The following is a 15,329-nucleotide window of genomic DNA, read 5'->3' on the forward strand; positions in this document are numbered from 1 at the left end:
CTAATACTCGGGGTATGCATTTCTCAGCAGTGGCGATGGTTTGGTGGATGGCCCGTCCGGCCGGTGCTAGCCTGCTGATCCATGCGATTCTCCGCAGAATCGACGGCACCTGACGCAACCGACGCGTCTTCCGTCGTTCGCTGACTTCCTGGAGCGCCTCGACGGGTCATTCGTGGTGCTTGCGGTTCGTGCACACGGCAGGGAGAGGAACCGGGGCAATGATGGATCTGTCGCTCACCGCGAGTGCCACCGCCGTGATCCGTGGGCACGCCCGTGCGACACCCGAGCGCACCGCGCTGATCGTTGTCGATGACATCGATCATGCGGACGGCGATCGGCGCTGGTCGTTCGCCCAGCTGGATGCCGAAGCAAGGAAGATCGGGGCCTGGCTACGGGCCCGTTACCCGGCCGGCGACCGGGTGTTGCTGCTGTATCCCACCGGCTTCGACTTCGCCGCGGCCCTCGTGGGTTGTCTCTACGCCGGGATGATCGCAGTGCCGGCACCGCTGCCGGGCCGGTATCCCCATGAGCGGTCACGCGCCCGAGGTATCGCGGAGAACGCCGGGGTGTCGGTGGTACTGACCGACACGGTCAACCGCTCCGCCGTCATGGCGTGGGCGCAGTCGGTCGGGCTGAGCTACCTACCCCTGCTGGCCACCGACGAGGCGGCCGTACCGGAGGCGGAGTCATGGTCACCGAGCGAGCTGGGCCACGACACGCTCGCCATCATCCAGTACACCTCGGGCACCACCGGCGAGCCCCGGGGCGTGCCGGTCAGCCACGGCAACCTCCTGCACAACATGGAGAGCCAGCGCCGCGTGTATGGGCTGACCGCCGAGACCAGGCTCGGCGGCTGGGTCCCGCTGCACCACGCCATGGGACTCTTCGGTCACCTGATGCCTGCGCTGCTGGTGGGCGGCGGCTGCGTACTGATGCACCCGGCCGCCTTCATCCGCCAGCCGCACCGCTGGCTACGCATGATCGACAAGTACGACATCCATGTCTCCGCCGCCCCGGATTTCGCCTTCGAGATGTGTCGCGCCAGGGTCACCGACAGCCAACTGAGCGGGCTGGACCTGTCCCGGTGGCGCATCGGAGTCAACGGGGCGGAACGGGTGCACGCCGAGACGCTGGAGGCGTTCGCCAAGCGGTTCGCTCCGGCCGGGCTGCGCGACGATGTGGTGTGCCCCTGCTACGGCCTGTCCGAGGCGACGCTGCTGGTCTCGGCGGACCCGTTCCGCAAGGCCGTCGTGACCAGGGTGGACGAGCATGGGTTGGAGCGGCACCGGTTCACTCCCACCGACGCGGGTCCGGGCGTGGTCAGCTGCGGCGCACCCCGCGACGTCGAGGTGCTGGTCGCTGACCCGAGCACCGGTGCGGCGCTGCCGGCCGGGACGATCGGCGAGATCTGGGTACGCGGCCCCGGCGTTTCCCGTGGCTACTGGCGCGACGAGGCCGCGACCGACCGGACGGTCACGGTCGACGGCTACGTCCGCACGGGGGACCTCGGCACCATGCACGAGGGCGAGCTGTATTTGACCGGGCGGACAGCCGAACTGCTCGTCGTGGATGGACGCTGCCTCTACCCGCAGGAGATCGAGCGGGCGTTGCGGGCGCAGATCCCCGGTCTGGGCATCATCGGTGCGGTCTTCACGGTACCGCTCGACGGATCCGGGTCCGGCAACGCCCTGGTCGTGGTCTCCGAGGTCAACGGGCGGCCGTCCGAGGACCGGCTGCGCCATCTGGCCGACGAGATCACGCGTACGCTCACCCGCGAGTTCAGCGTCCGCCCCGGCGGAACCGTCCTGCTGCGCCGGGGCGGCGTCCGGCGTGCCACGAGCGGCAAGGTCAAGCGCTCGGAGATGCGCCGGCTGTTCCTCGGGGGCGGCCTGGACCCGGTCTACACCGACTGGCAGCCGCTGGTGACCGCGACCTCGTGAACACGTCCGGTCGCCGCGGCGGCGAGGTGGCGGCCGGTCATGCGGTGTGCCGGTGGGCGGCGGTGAGGAGGGCGTCGACCTCCCGGACGACCTGCTGGGCGTTGGCCGCCGCCGCGGGCACGATGTCCTGGATCAGGAAGGCGCCGTGCACCAGGCCCGGTCCCGGCACGTGCCGGGCGGGCACGCCCGCGGCGTGGAGGTGCTCCACCAGCAGCTCGCCCTCGCGTTGCAGCGGATCGAACTCGGCCGTGGCGACGACCGTCGGTGGTAGACCGCGCAGGTCCGCGCGTAGCAGATCGACGGCCGGATCGCTCCGATGCCGTGCATCGGGAAGATACTGCTCGTAGCACCAGGTCAGGTCCTCGACGGACAGCAGGTACCCCTCGGTGTGCGCACTGGCGGCGGCGATCCGCAGACTCGGGTCGACGGGCGGATACATCAGCAACAGCGCGGCGATGCGCGGGTCGCCGTTGGCGCGGGCGTCCAGGGCGGCACCGAGGGCGAGTTGGGCACCCGCGCTGTCGCCGGCGAGAACGTGGTCGCGGTCAGGGAACATCCGGCCGGTCCAGCGCGCGGCCGCGATGGCGTCGTGCAGCGGGGTGGGGTACGGAAACTCCGGCGCCTTGCGGTAGTCGGCGGAGACGACGACCGTGCCCAGTGACGCCGCGAGCACCCGACAGGCCAGGTCGTGCGTGTCGAGGTCACCGGTCACCCATCCGCCGCCGTGCAGGTAGGTGATCACTCGGTCGGTGTCGGATCGCGGTGTGTAGACCCTGCACCGGATCGGCGTGCTGTCCAAACTGTCGAGTTTTTCGTCGACGACCACCGTTGGATCCGGGTCGCCGCCCTGGCCCCGGGGGCGGAGGGCACTTGCGCGGTAGCGCTCGCGGGCCTGTTCGACCGGCATCGTGCGGAGCGGAGGCGGCGCACCGTCGGCATGTTGCCAGGCGATGAGACGGCGGAGTATCCGATCCAACGGCATGTTGGCCCCTTCGACGGCTTGATCGGGCGACTGTGGCCCGCCGATCCGCGCCCGCCACGCCGCACCGCGACGCCGCGCTGGGCGTCCGTTGTGCCGCACCCTACGATACCGGCGTCGGATCGGAATACGACCATGAGAAATGCACGTGGGGTTGCGCTGTCATGGCGGTTGCATTTCTACGGTATGTCGGCTATCCGACGTGGTGAAGAGGTGGCCTGTCTGCGGCCCCGTGCAACCTGCAAAACGAATATGTCACCGGTTGTTGGTCCTGGCGTCGGCGGGCGCGGTTTCGGCGATGTTGTCGTTGCAGCCCTGATCGGTGACCCGCTCTTCATTCCCAGGCCATATACACTTTCATTGTGTGACCTATGCCACATGGTTGTTGGTGGCGGTTCCGTATCGGATCCCCGACACCGGCGGAAGGCACTCTGAGCTGCGCAGACAGGGCTTCAACTGGCTTTTCCGCTGGTCGTGGGAGTGTTAGTGCCGGCCGAGCTGTGAAGGGGTGCTGCCGGCGTAGCGGAGGAATCGGCGGAATCGTGCGATGCGTGGGAAGCGCACAGCCGCATATGCAGAATTAACGGATTGCGGGACGTTGGGTGGGTGGTAGCGTGCGTTGGTGTTCCGCAGGGCCAGGCAGGGCCCGGCTGAATGTGTCGTGAACCATACTGATGGCCCATTGTCGGGTGTTTCGTAATCCTGTGCGGTCGGGACCGGTGTTGATCCGGTCGTAGACCCGGTTGACGCTGCCTGGGGGAGAGACCGTGCCACAGCAACAAGCGACTGCCTGTCCACCGTGGGAAAAAGTCGCCGAATCGATCGAATTCGTTCCCGATCAGTTTTCTCGCAAGACTCAGCCGGAGTCCGTGGCCCGGGAAATGCTGCACTGCGACTCGGCCGACGTGGACCGACTGGTCGACGCCGGACTGCCGGCCGAGGAGCGGGACGGCGTACGTTACTTCGACCCCAACGACCTCTACAACCTCGGCATGTACTCGTACCGGTCGAACACGCAGCCGGAGTTGGCGTTCCGGATGCTGTTCCGGTTCGCGGGTCGCTCGGTCGACGACCTGCTGCGGCCGAAGACCTGGAGCTTCCGGGTCCGACTGGAGTGCCACGAGTGCTCGGGGGTGGCGCCGTGGCGGCTGGAGGGGCCCGACGTGGTCCGGTTCGGGGGCCAGCTGGAGGAGATCACGCCACTCACGCCGAGCGAAGGGTCGGCGGAGTACGCCGCGACAGTCACCAACACCGGCGCGCGTACCCCTCTGGTATCCCCGACCCTGCGGACGTTGACCCGCGACTACCTGCACGCCGGCTACCGCTGGCAGATGATTCCGGTGCCGATGCAGGCCGACTACGCGCTGGTGCACGAACTCGGGGTGACGAGCTGCATCGCGGCGAGCCTGCTGCTGGCCGAGCGGTTCCGCGCGGCCGGATACCGCGCGGAGGCGAAGCGCGGGTGGTTCACCGGGGTGCTCGGCGGCGCGCTCGACCTGCCGCACGCGTGTGTCGAGGTGACCGACGACGACGGGGTGACCAAGACGGTCGACATCGCCAAGGCGCAGCTCGCGGCGCGGCTGTCCGCCGACACCGAGCAGTTCCAGGAGCTGTGTCTCGGATCGATCTACAACAAGGTCATCCCGTCGACCGCCTCCGGCAACGCGTCCTTCGGACACCACGAATGTGGGTCGCCACAACCGGCGCTGTTGCGTGCCGACATCAGGTCGGCGCGGTGAACCTGACCTCTTGAACCACCTATCGGGGAGGACGACTGACAATGGCGGTACGAGAGATCGAACCGATCGAGCTGGAGCTGGACCGGCTCGAGCACATGGCCGAGTCCGGCTACTACAACCCGTACACGTTGTTCGACTGGCCGGACGCCATCGAGCCGGACCTGCCGTGGATGAGCGAGAGCCTGACCACCCTCGCGGGCACGCCGATGTGGGACGAGCTCACCCGTGAGCAGCAGATCGCGCTTACCAAGTACGAGGCCATCAACTTCTTCAGCCTCAACATCCACGGCATCCGCGAGCTGATGAGCGAAGTCGTGATGCGCATCCACGAGCGGACGTACGCGAACGTCTCGGAGTTCCTGCACCACTTCATCGGTGAGGAAAACGAGCACATGTGGTTCTTCGCGCAGTTCTGCCTGCGCTACGGCGGCAAGCTGTACCCGGCCCAGCCGTCCCTGCAGGCCGACTCGGTGGAACACCTGTCGCCGGTGGCCCGTGAGCTGGTGGTGTTCGCCCGCATCCTCATCTTCGAGGAGATCGTGGACCACTACAACGCGTACATGGCCACCGACGAGTCGTTGCCGCACATCGCCCGCGAGATCAACCGGGTGCACCACCAGGACGAGAGCCGGCACGTGGCGTTCGGGCGCATGATCTTCACCAACCTGCTCGGCCAGGTGGCCAAGCGCGACCCGGCCGAGGTGCCGCTGGTCGCCGAGTACCTGGAGAACTACCTGCGGTACAGCATCGCCACGCTCTACAACCCGGCGGCCTACCGCGACGCCGGCATTCCGGACGCGTTGGCGTTGCGCCGCCGCGCGTTGGAGCACCCGGCCCGACACGCCGCGCACGAGCGGATCCTCAAGCGGACGCGCAGCTTTCTGACGAAGGCCGGCGTGGGCAGGGAACTGGTCAAGTGAGGACCGAACCGATGCAGGCGGTGCGGGAGTTCATCCTGAACCGCAATCCCAAACTCGACAAGCTGGACGACGACCTCGACCTCATCGACAGCCGGGCGATCAACTCGCTGGCCTTCGTCGAGTTCATCTTCCTGCTGGAGGAACTGACCGGCGAGTCGATCGACCCCGAGGAACTCGACCTCGACGACTTCCGCACCCTCAACGCGATCGGGGCGCGGTTCCTGAAGCAGAAGGCGGCGTCATGACTACCGTTACCGACAATGGCTTGCGGGTCCTCGACGGTGGCCAGCTGCGATTGCTGAGAGCGATCGACGCGGTGTTCCGGCGATTCGGGGACGGCTGGGGTGCCGCGGAGTTCCGGTTCCCGTTCCTGCTGCGCACCCGGGACCTGGACACCTTCGACTACTACGACAACTTCCCGCATCTGGGGCTGGCGGCCGCCCGGCTCGACCCGGAGCGGGTGGGCACCCTGCTGGCTACCGCGTCCCGGCCGTTGGAACAGGTGCCGGCCGACGTGCTGCGGCCCGCCGAGTTCGCCCTGCCCTCGGCCGCCTGCTACGCGATCTACCTGGACCTGGCCGGGTCGGTCCTGCCCGCAGACGGAGTCCTGCGGACCACGTTGGGCACCTGTTTCCGCAACGAGGAGCATTACGACGGCCTACAGCGGCTGCTCGGCTTCTCCATGCGGGAGATCGTCTTCGTCGGCCAGGAGGAGGGTGCCAAGCAGCACCTGGGCCGGGCCAAGGACGCGGTGCTGGCGCTGTGCGCCGAACTCGGTCTCGACGTCAAGCTCGAGGTCGCCACGGATCCGTTCTTCGACAAGAACAGCGGCAAGGCGAAGATGCAGCGGTTGTTCCCGGTGAAGGAGGAGTTCGTCGTCGATGGCCTGGCCATCGGCTCGGTCAACTACCACCGGAACTTCTTCGGCGAGCGGTGCGAGATCCAGGCCGGAGACGACACCGCCCACACCAGTTGTCTGGCGTTCGGCGTCGAGCGGTGGGTGCACACGCTGACGGCGCGTTTCGGTGGTGTCGAGGCCGCGCTGTCCGCAGTGGAGAGCCTGGGCTGATGCGGTCGAGCGTGGCGACGGTGCTCGGCACCGACGTGGCCCTGCTCCAGTCGGGCATGGGTGGCGTCGCGGGCACGGAGTTGGCGTGCGCGGTCTCCAACGCGGGTGCGGCCGGCTGCGTGGGCGGCTACAAGCTGATGGGTGAGGCACTGTCGGCGGTGCTGAGCCGGTTGGTGGCGGGCACGTCGCGACCGGTCGGCGTGAATCTCATCCCGGAGGTGGTCGGTCCCGACGACCTCGACCGCCAGGTGACGCAGGTGCTCACCGAGACGCCGCCGCACGTCTACGTGTCGCTGTTCGGCATGCCCGAGGAAGCGGTGTTCGAGCGCGTCGCCGCCACCGGCCGGGTTCTCGTGGTCCAGGTCGGCACCGTGGAGGATGGCGTACGGGCGGCGGAGCGGGGCGCTGTCGTGGTGGCGCAGGGCATCGAGGCAGGTGGGCACCTGCTCGGTGGGTCGCGCCGCGACGAGTTGGTCGCCGAGCTGCGTGACCGGGCGCCCAGCGCCTGCGTCGTCGCGGCGGGTGGCATCGGTTCGCCGGCCGATGCCGAGCAGGCGATAGCCGCCGGAGCCGACGGTGTGCTGCTGGGGACGGCGTTCGTCGTCGCCCGGGAGTCCTGGGCCCATCCCCACTTCAAGACGGCGGTGTGCGCGGCTGACGGTGCCGACACAGTGATCACCGACGTCTACGAGATCGGGTGGCCGGGTCGGCGTCACCGGGTGCTGGCCACACCGGTGACCGAGGACCCGCGGCAACCGAAGAAGTTCATCGGCCGTACGAGGGTTGAGGAGCGTTCGTACCTGGTGCCCCGCTTCAGCGCCGCGGTGCCCACCGTGGCGACCACCGGCCGCATCGAGGAAATGGCGATGTACTGCGGCCTGTCCTGCGAATCGGTCTCCGACGAGACGTCGGCAGCCGATGTCGTCGCCGGGTTCGCCGGCGTACTTCCTGCTGCTGAACGCATTGAACTGGGATAAGGGGGATGTGGTGTCTGCTGGTGAGGTTCTCGAACGTCTTGAGGTGGCGTACCGCGAGGATGCGGTGCGGGCCCGTGGGCGAGAGGGTGTCGAGCTGTACTACGAGTCGACCGGTACGGGTCCGGTGGTCCTGACGCTCAACAACTTCTTCATGACGACTCCGACGTGGCGGGTGTTCACGGACGAGTTGTCGGTGGGCCATCGCGTGGTGAGTTACGACCTGTGCGGTCATGGCCGGTCGTCGCACCCGGAGAAGTATCCGACGTGGGACGAGCACGTCGAGGACGTCGTCGGGCTGCTGGATGCGCTGGAGATCGACCAGGCGTACCTGTTGTCGACCTCGATCTCCACGGTGTTGGCGCGGGACGTGGCCCTGAAGCACCCGGACCGGGTCAAGGGGATCGTGCTGGCCGGTCCGGCGCTCGGTCCCCGGGGGATGCGTCGTCATCGTCTGGTGCAGCGGGCGTGGCTGCTGACGCTGGAGCAGCACGGAATGGCGGCGTTGTACGCGCACCTGTACCCGGAGGTGTTCGGCGCGGAAATGATCGAGGAGTTGGGTACGCCGGGCTTCCTCGGGTTGCGGGAGAGCTTCCTGGCTCTGTCAACGAAGGAGGATCTGGTCAACGGGTTGAAGTTGGCGTTGACCGGTGAGACGAGCGCGGATGTGCTGGCTCGGATCGAGGCACCGACCCTGGTGGTCATCGGTGACGACGACGTGTTGCTGAGCCCGTCCGGGGCCAAGGAACTGGCGGAGAAATTTCCCAACGGTCGCTACGAGATCATGCCGGGAGCGGGCCATCTGCCGTTCCTGGACGACGCGGCGGGCTTCCAGGCGTTGGTCGCGAAGTTCATCGACGAGGTCGAAACCCGTGCCTGACCGGTCGACGGTCGGAAAAGCCCGGTCGAGGTGCGCTCGACCGACGAGGCGGCTGCCGAAGCGCCGGGCGGGATGGCGCTTTGCGTGAGGAGGGGGAGCGCAGTGGATCGCGAAGTTCTGGATGTGGTTGACGAGTTGTTCCGTCGTCGGTTGCAGGTGCCGGAGTTGGATCCGGACACGCCACTGGCGGATTACGGCCTGGACTCGGTGCGGTCGATCGATCTGATCGTGGAGATGGAGTCTCTCTTCGAGGTGCAGATGTCCGACGGACAGGCGGCGTCGATGCGCACGCTGCGTGACGTCGTGGACCAGGTCACCGCGTCGATGACCGTACGGGTCGGAAACGGGATCGGCCAGCCGTGAGCACCGACCTCGATTTCGGCCGCTACGCCCGCCCGGAGCTGGGCCGCCTGTTCCAGGCACTCAACCTGGACGTGGCGTACCGCCGCGGGCACGGCGACCATCTCACGCCGGAGTCGTCGGACGGTGCCGAGACCGCCGACCAGGTCCTCGACCTGGTCGGCGGTGCCGGGTCCTCCCTGTTCGGGCACAACCACCCGGCGCTGGTCGCGGTGGCCCGACGGTGCCTCGACGAGCAGCTTCCCTTCAACGCGCAGGCCAGCATCCGCCCGGGGGCGGCCGTGCTGGCCGCGAAGCTGTCGGCACTCGTGCGGGCCACCACCGGTGTGGACTATGTCGTGACGCTCGGGTCCACCGGTGCGGAGGCGGTGGAGGCTGCGGTGAAGCACGCCGTGGTCGAGCGACGCAGGCGGCTCGGCGCGCTGCGCGAGGAGCTTGAGCGGTCCCTGCGCCGGTTGCACCGCGACGGCCTCGCCGACCTGCCGTGCGGCAGCGGGCCGGCGGCCGGGCGCCCCTGCGGCGAGGTGGTCGGTGCGGCGGTCGAGAAGGTCACCGAGCTGCTGCGGGCCGAGCCGGTCCTGGTCTCGCTGCGCGACGCGTTCCACGGCAAGACGACCGCCGCGGGCACCCTGACCCACGGCTCCAACGTGCCCGAGGACCTGCACGTGCCGGGGCCCCGGCGAGTGCGGTTGGCCGACTGGACGCCCGAGGCGGTGGTGGCAGCGCTGGACGACCGGCTGGTCGAGATCTGCACCGTCACCCTGGACGCGGACGGGGTGCCGCAGTCCCGGGCCCGCAACCTGTCTCCGGTGGCGGCGTGTTTCGCCGAGCCGGTACAGGGTGAGGCCGGGGTGCGGGAGGTTCCGACCGAGACCCTGGCCGCACTGCGGAGACTGGCCGACCGGCACGACGCGGCGCTGGTGTTCGACGAGATCCAGTGCGGCATGGGCCGCACCGGTACGTTCCTGGCGTCCGAACCGTCCGGTGTGGTCGCCGACTACTATCTGTTGTCGAAGTCGCTCGGCGGTGGACTGGCCAAGATCTCGGCGATGATGGTCGCCGCCGACCGCTACGTCGCCGACTTCGGTCGCCACCACACGTCCACCTTCGCCGAGGACGACTTCTCCGCGCTGGTCGCCACGGCCGCCCTGGAGCTCTACGAGAGTCACCGCGATCGGATCGTCGCGACCGGCGCGGAGCTGCGGGACCGACTCGCCAGGGTGGCGGCGCGGTGGCCGGAAGCAGTTGCTGAGGTCCGCGGCCGCGGGCTGCTCATCGGCGTGGAGTTTCGCCTGCCGCAGCCCGAGTCGGCCCTGTTGCGTGCGGTGTTCGATGCCGAGTCGCTCGGCTTCCTGATCGCGGGTCGGTTGCTGCACGCGCACCGGGTCCGGGTCATGCCGACCCTGTCCGCGCCCACGACCGTACGCGTGCAGCCCTCCGCCCTGCTCGCACCCGAGGACGTCGAGCGGGCCGTCGCGGCGTTCGACGACGTGGCCGGCCTGCTCGCCAAGGGCGACTACGCGACGTTGCTGTCGCACCTGGCCGTGCCACCGACGGGAGCCTGGCGGCCGCGTCAGCATGTGCCCTCGCCACCCCGCCCGCGCCGGGCGCGCCACGACGCGGACGTTCCGCACGTGGTGTTCCTCGCCAACCTCGACAACGCCGCCACGGTTCGGTCCCTGGCGCCCGAACTGGCGGAGTGGTCGGACAGTCGGTGCGCGGCGGCCCTGGACCGGATGCGCGGCGAGCTGGATCCGTTCGAGGTCGTCCGGCGTCGGGTGACCTCAGCAACCGGGCGCGAGGCCGATGTCAGCGTGGTGGCGGTGCCGTTCACCGCCGCCCAGGCGGTCGACGCGCTGCGCGCTGGGCACCGGCCCTGGTTGTCCCGAACGGTACTGGACGCGGTGGAGCTGGGCGTCGCCCTCGGCGGCGACGTGGTCGGTCTGGGCGGCTACACCTCGATCGTCACCGGCGCCGGGCGGGACGTGATCGAGCACGAGGTACGCGTCACCTCCGGCAACTCACTCACCGCCGCCTGCGCGTACGACCTGCTTCAGCGCCACCTGAGCAGCAGCCGTTCCGGTGCGCGTCGGGTCGGGCTGGTGGGCGGCATCGGCAACATCGGCGCGGTGATGGCCGATCTGGTCGCCCCACACTGCGACTCGCTCGTCCTCGTCGGCCGACCCGGCTCCGGGCGCAGGCTCGCCGCGGTCGCGAAACGAATGGCCCACCTGGTCGACGTCTCGGTCGCCGAGGACCTCGACGCGCTGCGCGACTGCCCGATCGTGGTGAGCGCCACGAACGCGGCCGACCCGGTCATCCTCCCGACCCACCTGGCGGCCGACCGGGAGGTCCTCGTCTGCGATCTCGCGGTGCCGGGTGACGCTCACCCGGCGGTGGCGAATCTGCCGAACGTCACCCTCGTGTCCGGTGGCCGCGTCCGGCTCCCCAATGGGCAGACGCCCCACTTCCCGGGCATCACGTTGCCGCCGGGCATCGTCTACTCGTGCCTGGCCGAGACCATCCTGCTCGGCCTCGAACCGGCCGCCGCGAGTCCGTCCTACGGCGGACTCTCCGTCGACGGTGTGCTGTCCGCTCTCGAACTGGCCGGTCGGCACGGCTTCCATCCCACCCGGATCACTGCGGCGGACGTGTCGACGACGCCGTGGATGGTGCGGGATTCCACCGGACTGACGACCCTCCCGGAGGTTGGCATATGAGCGTGGTGACCGTACGGCGGATCACGCCCGCCGAGATGGACGAGGCGAGCCGGATCGTCGGCCTCGCGTTCGCCCTGAATCCGAGCAACCTGGCGATCGCCGGCGGCAACCGCGACAAGGCCGCCCGGATCATGGAACACGCTGCCCGTACCCTCAAGCTCGGCAATACGGCCAGCCACGTGCTCGTCGCCGAGCGGGAGGGCGAACTCGCCGGGGTGCTCAAGGCCGCGGAGTGGCCGCACTGCCAGATGACGGTCCGCGAAAAGATCAAATCGGTGCCCTCGCAGGTCCGCACGATGGGCTTCGGGCTGCCGCGTGCCTTGAAGGTGGTGGGTGGACGGGCCAAGCACGAACCCCACAAACCCCACTGGCACATCGGACCGATCGCGGTCCACCCGCACCAGCAGGGGTACGGGATCGGCTCGGCACTGCTCACGGCCTTTCTCGCAAACGTGGACCGGCAGCAGGTGCCGGCGTTCCTCCAGGCGGATGTCGACCGCAACGTCGTGCTCTACGAGAGGTTCGGCTTCCGGGTGGTCTCCCAGGAGGCGATTCTCGGCATCAATACCTCTTTCATGTGGCGCGACGCGCGTTAGGTCGCGTCCGGATTTTGTCAACATCTGTGGACCGTCGGGAAATGGAAATCTCCTCCCGGCGGTTCACAGGTGTGGTTCGACCCATTATTCGCTGCCTGTTACATGGGAAGCGCACAACAGGGTATGCAGAATTAATGGATTGCAGTACGTCGATCAGATGATAGCGTACGGTAGTGCTCCGCCGGTTTGGGGAATGGGCGCAATCCGCGCGATGCCACGAGATCAGTGCGGTTGTCGCGCCATCAGGCGCCGCCATGGAGGCGACGCCCGGTGGACGCTCACCTGACTGAGGTGCGCCCATCAGGTGCGCTGGCGGGACGTGACGCAGTCATCCGAATGCGCCTTGGGCGCGCAGGGGATGAACAAGGGGGATGTGGTGTCTGCTGGTGACCTTCCTGGGTGTCCGCCGAACGTGACACTCAGCAGTTTTCAACTCGAAAAGAATCCGACGAGGATTGAGCAGCCGGCCTCGGTGGCGAGGTTTGTCGACGAGGTCGACAACAATGGCTGACCAGGTGACAGAGACCCGGCAGCGCATTCGCGAGCTGCTGGTCGAGATGCACGGCCCGGACAGCTTCGTCCGGACCGTGTCGGACACGGTGTCGCTGCGCCAACAGGGGCTGTCCTCCGCCGCGCTGGTCAGCCTGCTCGTGGCGATGGAGGATGCGTTCGGCTTCGAGTGGGACGACGACATCCAACCGGAGGTGCTGCGCTCGATCAGCTCGCTGGCCGAGCACGTCGTGGCGCTGCGCGTCTGAGGTGACTCGGTGACCGCTGGACTCGGAGCCCTCGTCACACCGGGCACGTACCTCGAATGGTCTCCGGTAGCGCCGCCGAACGGGCCCGACGAACAGTTTGTGGCCGGCCGTCAGGCCGCCGCGGCGGCGCTGGCCGCGGCGGGCTCGGTCGTCCGGAGCGTGCCGCGCGTCGCCGGCGGCAGGCCGGCTTTTCCGCGCGGCTACCCCGGGTCCATCGCGCACACCGAGCGGGTGGCGGTCGCGGTGGTGGTCCCCGGCGCCGCCGGGGTAGGCGTCGACATCGAGGACGCGGCCGTCACCGAGCGCATGGTCGATTTTGTCCTGTACGAGGGGGAGCGGCGCACCTTGCTCGCGCCCGACGGCCGGTACCGCCCGGTCGAGTTGTTCTCCGCCAAGGAGGCGGCGTTCAAGGCGCTGGACGGGATGGCGGTCGGTGACGGCGTGCTGTTCTGGCGAATCAAGCTGCACCGGGCGGGTGATGGGCTGATCGCCTCCTTTGGTGGCCTGTCGGTACCGGTGTGGGCCCGCTACGCGGACGGCCTCGCGTTTGCCCTGGCGGTGCGGCGGTGAGGCGTTTCGGTGCCGGCGAACGCGGCGGTCCGCCGGGACGACGCGGCGCGCGGGGGAGCGCGATGTGCTGGATGTGGTTGAGGGCTGTCAGTGCGGCCGTCCCAGGTTGTGAGGAGCGGGGTTGATGAGTGAAGTTGTGCCGAGTTATCCGACGGTGATGCATGCCCTGGCGGCCCAGGCGGAGCGCGGCTCGGACGGGGCGGAAATGGCTGTGGTACCCGAGCCGGGGCGGGTGGAGTCGCGCCGCTACGACACGGTGTTCGACGACGCGCTGCGTTGTGCCGCGGTCCTCGCCGAGTACGGCGTGCGGCGGGGCGATCGGGTGCTGTTCTGCCTGCCGACGAGTTGGACGTTCGTGACGGCGTTCCTCGGGTGTCAGCTGCTCGGCGCCGCCCCGACGGCGATCGCGGTGCCGACGAGCTTCGGGCGGGCGGCGGGATTCGACGGCCAGGTGAAGGACCTGGTGGCCTACCTGCGGCCGGCGGCCGTCCTGGCCAGGGCCGCGGTGGTTCAGGCGTCGGAGGCCGTGACGGACACGGTGTTCATCGACGCGGACGTGCTGCAGGAGCGTGCCGCGTCCGCCGAGGCTTCGTTGCAGCGGTTCCGGCTGCCGTCCGAGAACGACCTGGCGTTCATCCAGTGCACGTCCGGATCGACCGGCCGGCCCAAGGGCGTCATGATCTCGCATGCGAACCTGGCCGCGAACCTGGCCCAGAGCGCTGCGGCGACGGGGTGGTCGGCCGAGGACACGTCGGTGAGTTGGCTTCCGCTCTACCACGACATGGGCCTGATCTCGGGGATCATGGTTCCCATCTACACCGGCGGCAGCAGCGTCCTCATGCCGCCGACGCAGTTCCTGCGCTCACCGGTCGAGTGGCTACGCAACATCACCGCGATGCGGGGCACCCTCGCGGCGGCGCCCAACTTCGCCTACGGCTACACCGCCGACCGGGTCCGCGACAGCGATCTTGAAAGCGTCGACCTGTCGTCCTGGCGGATGGCATTCTGCGGAGCGGAACCCATCCACCCCGGCACCATCCAGCGTTTCGTCGATCGCTTCCGCCCGTGGGGTCTGCGGCAGGACGTCTTCATGCCCTGCTACGGCATGGCAGAGGCGACCCTGACCATCAGCATGTCGCCGCACAACGCGCCGGTCCGGGTCGACACCATCGACCGCACGGCCGCCGTCACGCACGGTCAGGTGATCGACGTCGACCCGGGAGAGGCGAGCGGGATGCAGGTTGTCGCCTGCGGTGTGCCCGTCGTGGGTACCGAGGTCCGCGTCGTCGACGGTGACGGTGAGCCGCTGGGCGACAACCAGATCGGCGACATCCAGTTCCGCAGCCCGTCGCGCACGGTCGGGTATTTCGACCTGCCGGCGGAGACCGCCGCGGCCATCGCCGAGCCGGACTGGTGGAAGACCGGCGACGTCGGCTACCTGCGAGACGGCGAGATCCGCATCACCGGACGTTCCAAAGATCTGATCATCATCCGCGGCGCCAACTACTTCCCGTCGGATTTCGAGCAGGCGGCCGAGGCGGTCCCGGGCGTCCGCCTCGGCACGGTCGTCGCCGTCGGCCATCGCCCCGAGGGCGGCGACTCGGAGGAGTTGCACCTCGTCGTCGAGTCGTACGTGCCCGCAGATCAGCAGGAAGAACTACGCCAGGCGGTGCGGTCCGCGGTCAGCGCACGCAGCGGTGTGCCCGTGGCCCAGGTTCACCTCGTACCGAGACGCAGCCTCCCCAAGACCACAAGCGGGAAGCTGCAACGAGCGAAAGCGCGACAACTGTTCATCGAGAAGGCGGCACCCGCACCGGCCTGACA

At 68.8% G+C, this 15,329-nt stretch carries 15 protein-coding genes; 14 read left to right on the top strand and 1 reads right to left on the bottom strand.

Translation table 11 applies throughout. The features are described 5' to 3' along the window. The first annotated feature begins 218 nt into the window (after positions 1 to 218). Entirely contained in the window at positions 219 to 1,940 is a 1,722-nt protein-coding gene (locus O7624_RS29165; RefSeq protein ID WP_282238159.1) for a fatty acyl-AMP ligase, read from the top strand. 37 nt (positions 1,941 to 1,977) lie between these two features. Here O7624_RS29165 and O7624_RS29170 read toward each other — a convergent pair whose 3' ends face one another. Beyond that, positions 1,978 to 2,847: an alpha/beta hydrolase gene (locus O7624_RS29170; protein WP_282238160.1), complete on the bottom strand. Its 870-nt coding sequence runs from the start codon at positions 2,845 to 2,847 to the stop codon at positions 1,978 to 1,980. A 941-nt stretch (positions 2,848 to 3,788) separates the two neighbouring features. Between O7624_RS29170 and O7624_RS29175 the strand changes: the two genes are divergently transcribed. The 13 genes from O7624_RS29175 (at position 3,789) to O7624_RS29235 (ending at position 15,327) form a co-directional block, all read left to right on the top strand. Next, on the top strand, positions 3,789 to 4,658 hold the full coding sequence (locus O7624_RS29175; RefSeq protein WP_282238161.1) for a hypothetical protein: 870 nt from the start codon (positions 3,789 to 3,791) through the stop codon (positions 4,656 to 4,658). A 41-nt stretch (positions 4,659 to 4,699) separates the two neighbouring features. After that, complete coding sequence (locus O7624_RS29180) at positions 4,700 to 5,578, top strand: diiron oxygenase (RefSeq protein WP_093406872.1); 879 nt, start codon at positions 4,700 to 4,702, stop codon at positions 5,576 to 5,578. Continuing rightward, positions 5,575 to 5,823, top strand: a complete 249-nt coding sequence (locus O7624_RS29185) for a phosphopantetheine-binding protein (RefSeq protein ID WP_282238162.1) — start codon at positions 5,575 to 5,577, stop codon at positions 5,821 to 5,823. Before O7624_RS29180 ends, O7624_RS29185 begins: the two co-directional genes overlap by 4 nt. Beyond that, positions 5,820 to 6,647, top strand: coding sequence for a hypothetical protein (locus O7624_RS29190; RefSeq protein WP_139233173.1), 828 nt, complete (start codon positions 5,820 to 5,822; stop codon positions 6,645 to 6,647). The genes O7624_RS29185 and O7624_RS29190 overlap by 4 nt, the downstream gene beginning before the upstream one ends. Continuing rightward, positions 6,647 to 7,624 (top strand): nitronate monooxygenase, encoded by a 978-nt coding sequence (locus O7624_RS29195; protein ID WP_093406866.1) that lies wholly within the window; start codon positions 6,647 to 6,649, stop codon positions 7,622 to 7,624. Before O7624_RS29190 ends, O7624_RS29195 begins: the two co-directional genes overlap by 1 nt. Before the next feature lie 10 nt (positions 7,625 to 7,634). Further along, complete coding sequence (locus tag O7624_RS29200; RefSeq protein ID WP_170863495.1) at positions 7,635 to 8,501, top strand: alpha/beta fold hydrolase; 867 nt, start codon at positions 7,635 to 7,637, stop codon at positions 8,499 to 8,501. Positions 8,502 to 8,603: 102 nt separating this feature from the next. Continuing rightward, positions 8,604 to 8,864, top strand: coding sequence for an acyl carrier protein (locus O7624_RS29205; RefSeq protein ID WP_210934135.1), 261 nt, complete (start codon positions 8,604 to 8,606; stop codon positions 8,862 to 8,864). Then, entirely contained in the window at positions 8,861 to 11,581 is a 2,721-nt protein-coding gene (locus O7624_RS29210; RefSeq protein ID WP_282238163.1) for an aminotransferase class III-fold pyridoxal phosphate-dependent enzyme, read from the top strand. The genes O7624_RS29205 and O7624_RS29210 overlap by 4 nt, the downstream gene beginning before the upstream one ends. Continuing rightward, the gene (locus O7624_RS29215) at positions 11,578 to 12,177 is read left to right on the top strand and encodes a GNAT family N-acetyltransferase (RefSeq protein ID WP_282238164.1); all 600 of its coding nucleotides are present in this window, start codon (positions 11,578 to 11,580) and stop codon (positions 12,175 to 12,177) included. Before O7624_RS29210 ends, O7624_RS29215 begins: the two co-directional genes overlap by 4 nt. A gap of 304 nt (positions 12,178 to 12,481) precedes the next feature. After that, the gene (locus O7624_RS29220) at positions 12,482 to 12,688 is read left to right on the top strand and encodes a hypothetical protein (protein WP_204019238.1); all 207 of its coding nucleotides are present in this window, start codon (positions 12,482 to 12,484) and stop codon (positions 12,686 to 12,688) included. After that, on the top strand, positions 12,681 to 12,935 hold the full coding sequence (locus O7624_RS29225) for a phosphopantetheine-binding protein (protein ID WP_093406854.1): 255 nt from the start codon (positions 12,681 to 12,683) through the stop codon (positions 12,933 to 12,935). The genes O7624_RS29220 and O7624_RS29225 overlap by 8 nt, the downstream gene beginning before the upstream one ends. 99 nt (positions 12,936 to 13,034) lie before the next feature. Beyond that, entirely contained in the window at positions 13,035 to 13,505 is a 471-nt protein-coding gene (locus O7624_RS29230; protein ID WP_139233172.1) for a 4'-phosphopantetheinyl transferase superfamily protein, read from the top strand. Between the two features lie 124 nt (positions 13,506 to 13,629). Continuing rightward, positions 13,630 to 15,327 carry a fatty acyl-AMP ligase gene (locus O7624_RS29235; RefSeq protein ID WP_282238165.1) on the top strand — a complete coding sequence of 566 codons (1,698 nt, stop codon included), beginning with the start codon at positions 13,630 to 13,632 and terminating at the stop codon, positions 15,325 to 15,327. Positions 15,328 to 15,329: the final 2 nt, after the last annotated feature.

It is taken from the genome of Verrucosispora sp. WMMD1129 (assembly GCF_029581255.1).
GTDB classification, from domain to species: Bacteria; Actinomycetota; Actinomycetes; order Mycobacteriales; family Micromonosporaceae; genus Micromonospora; species Micromonospora sediminimaris.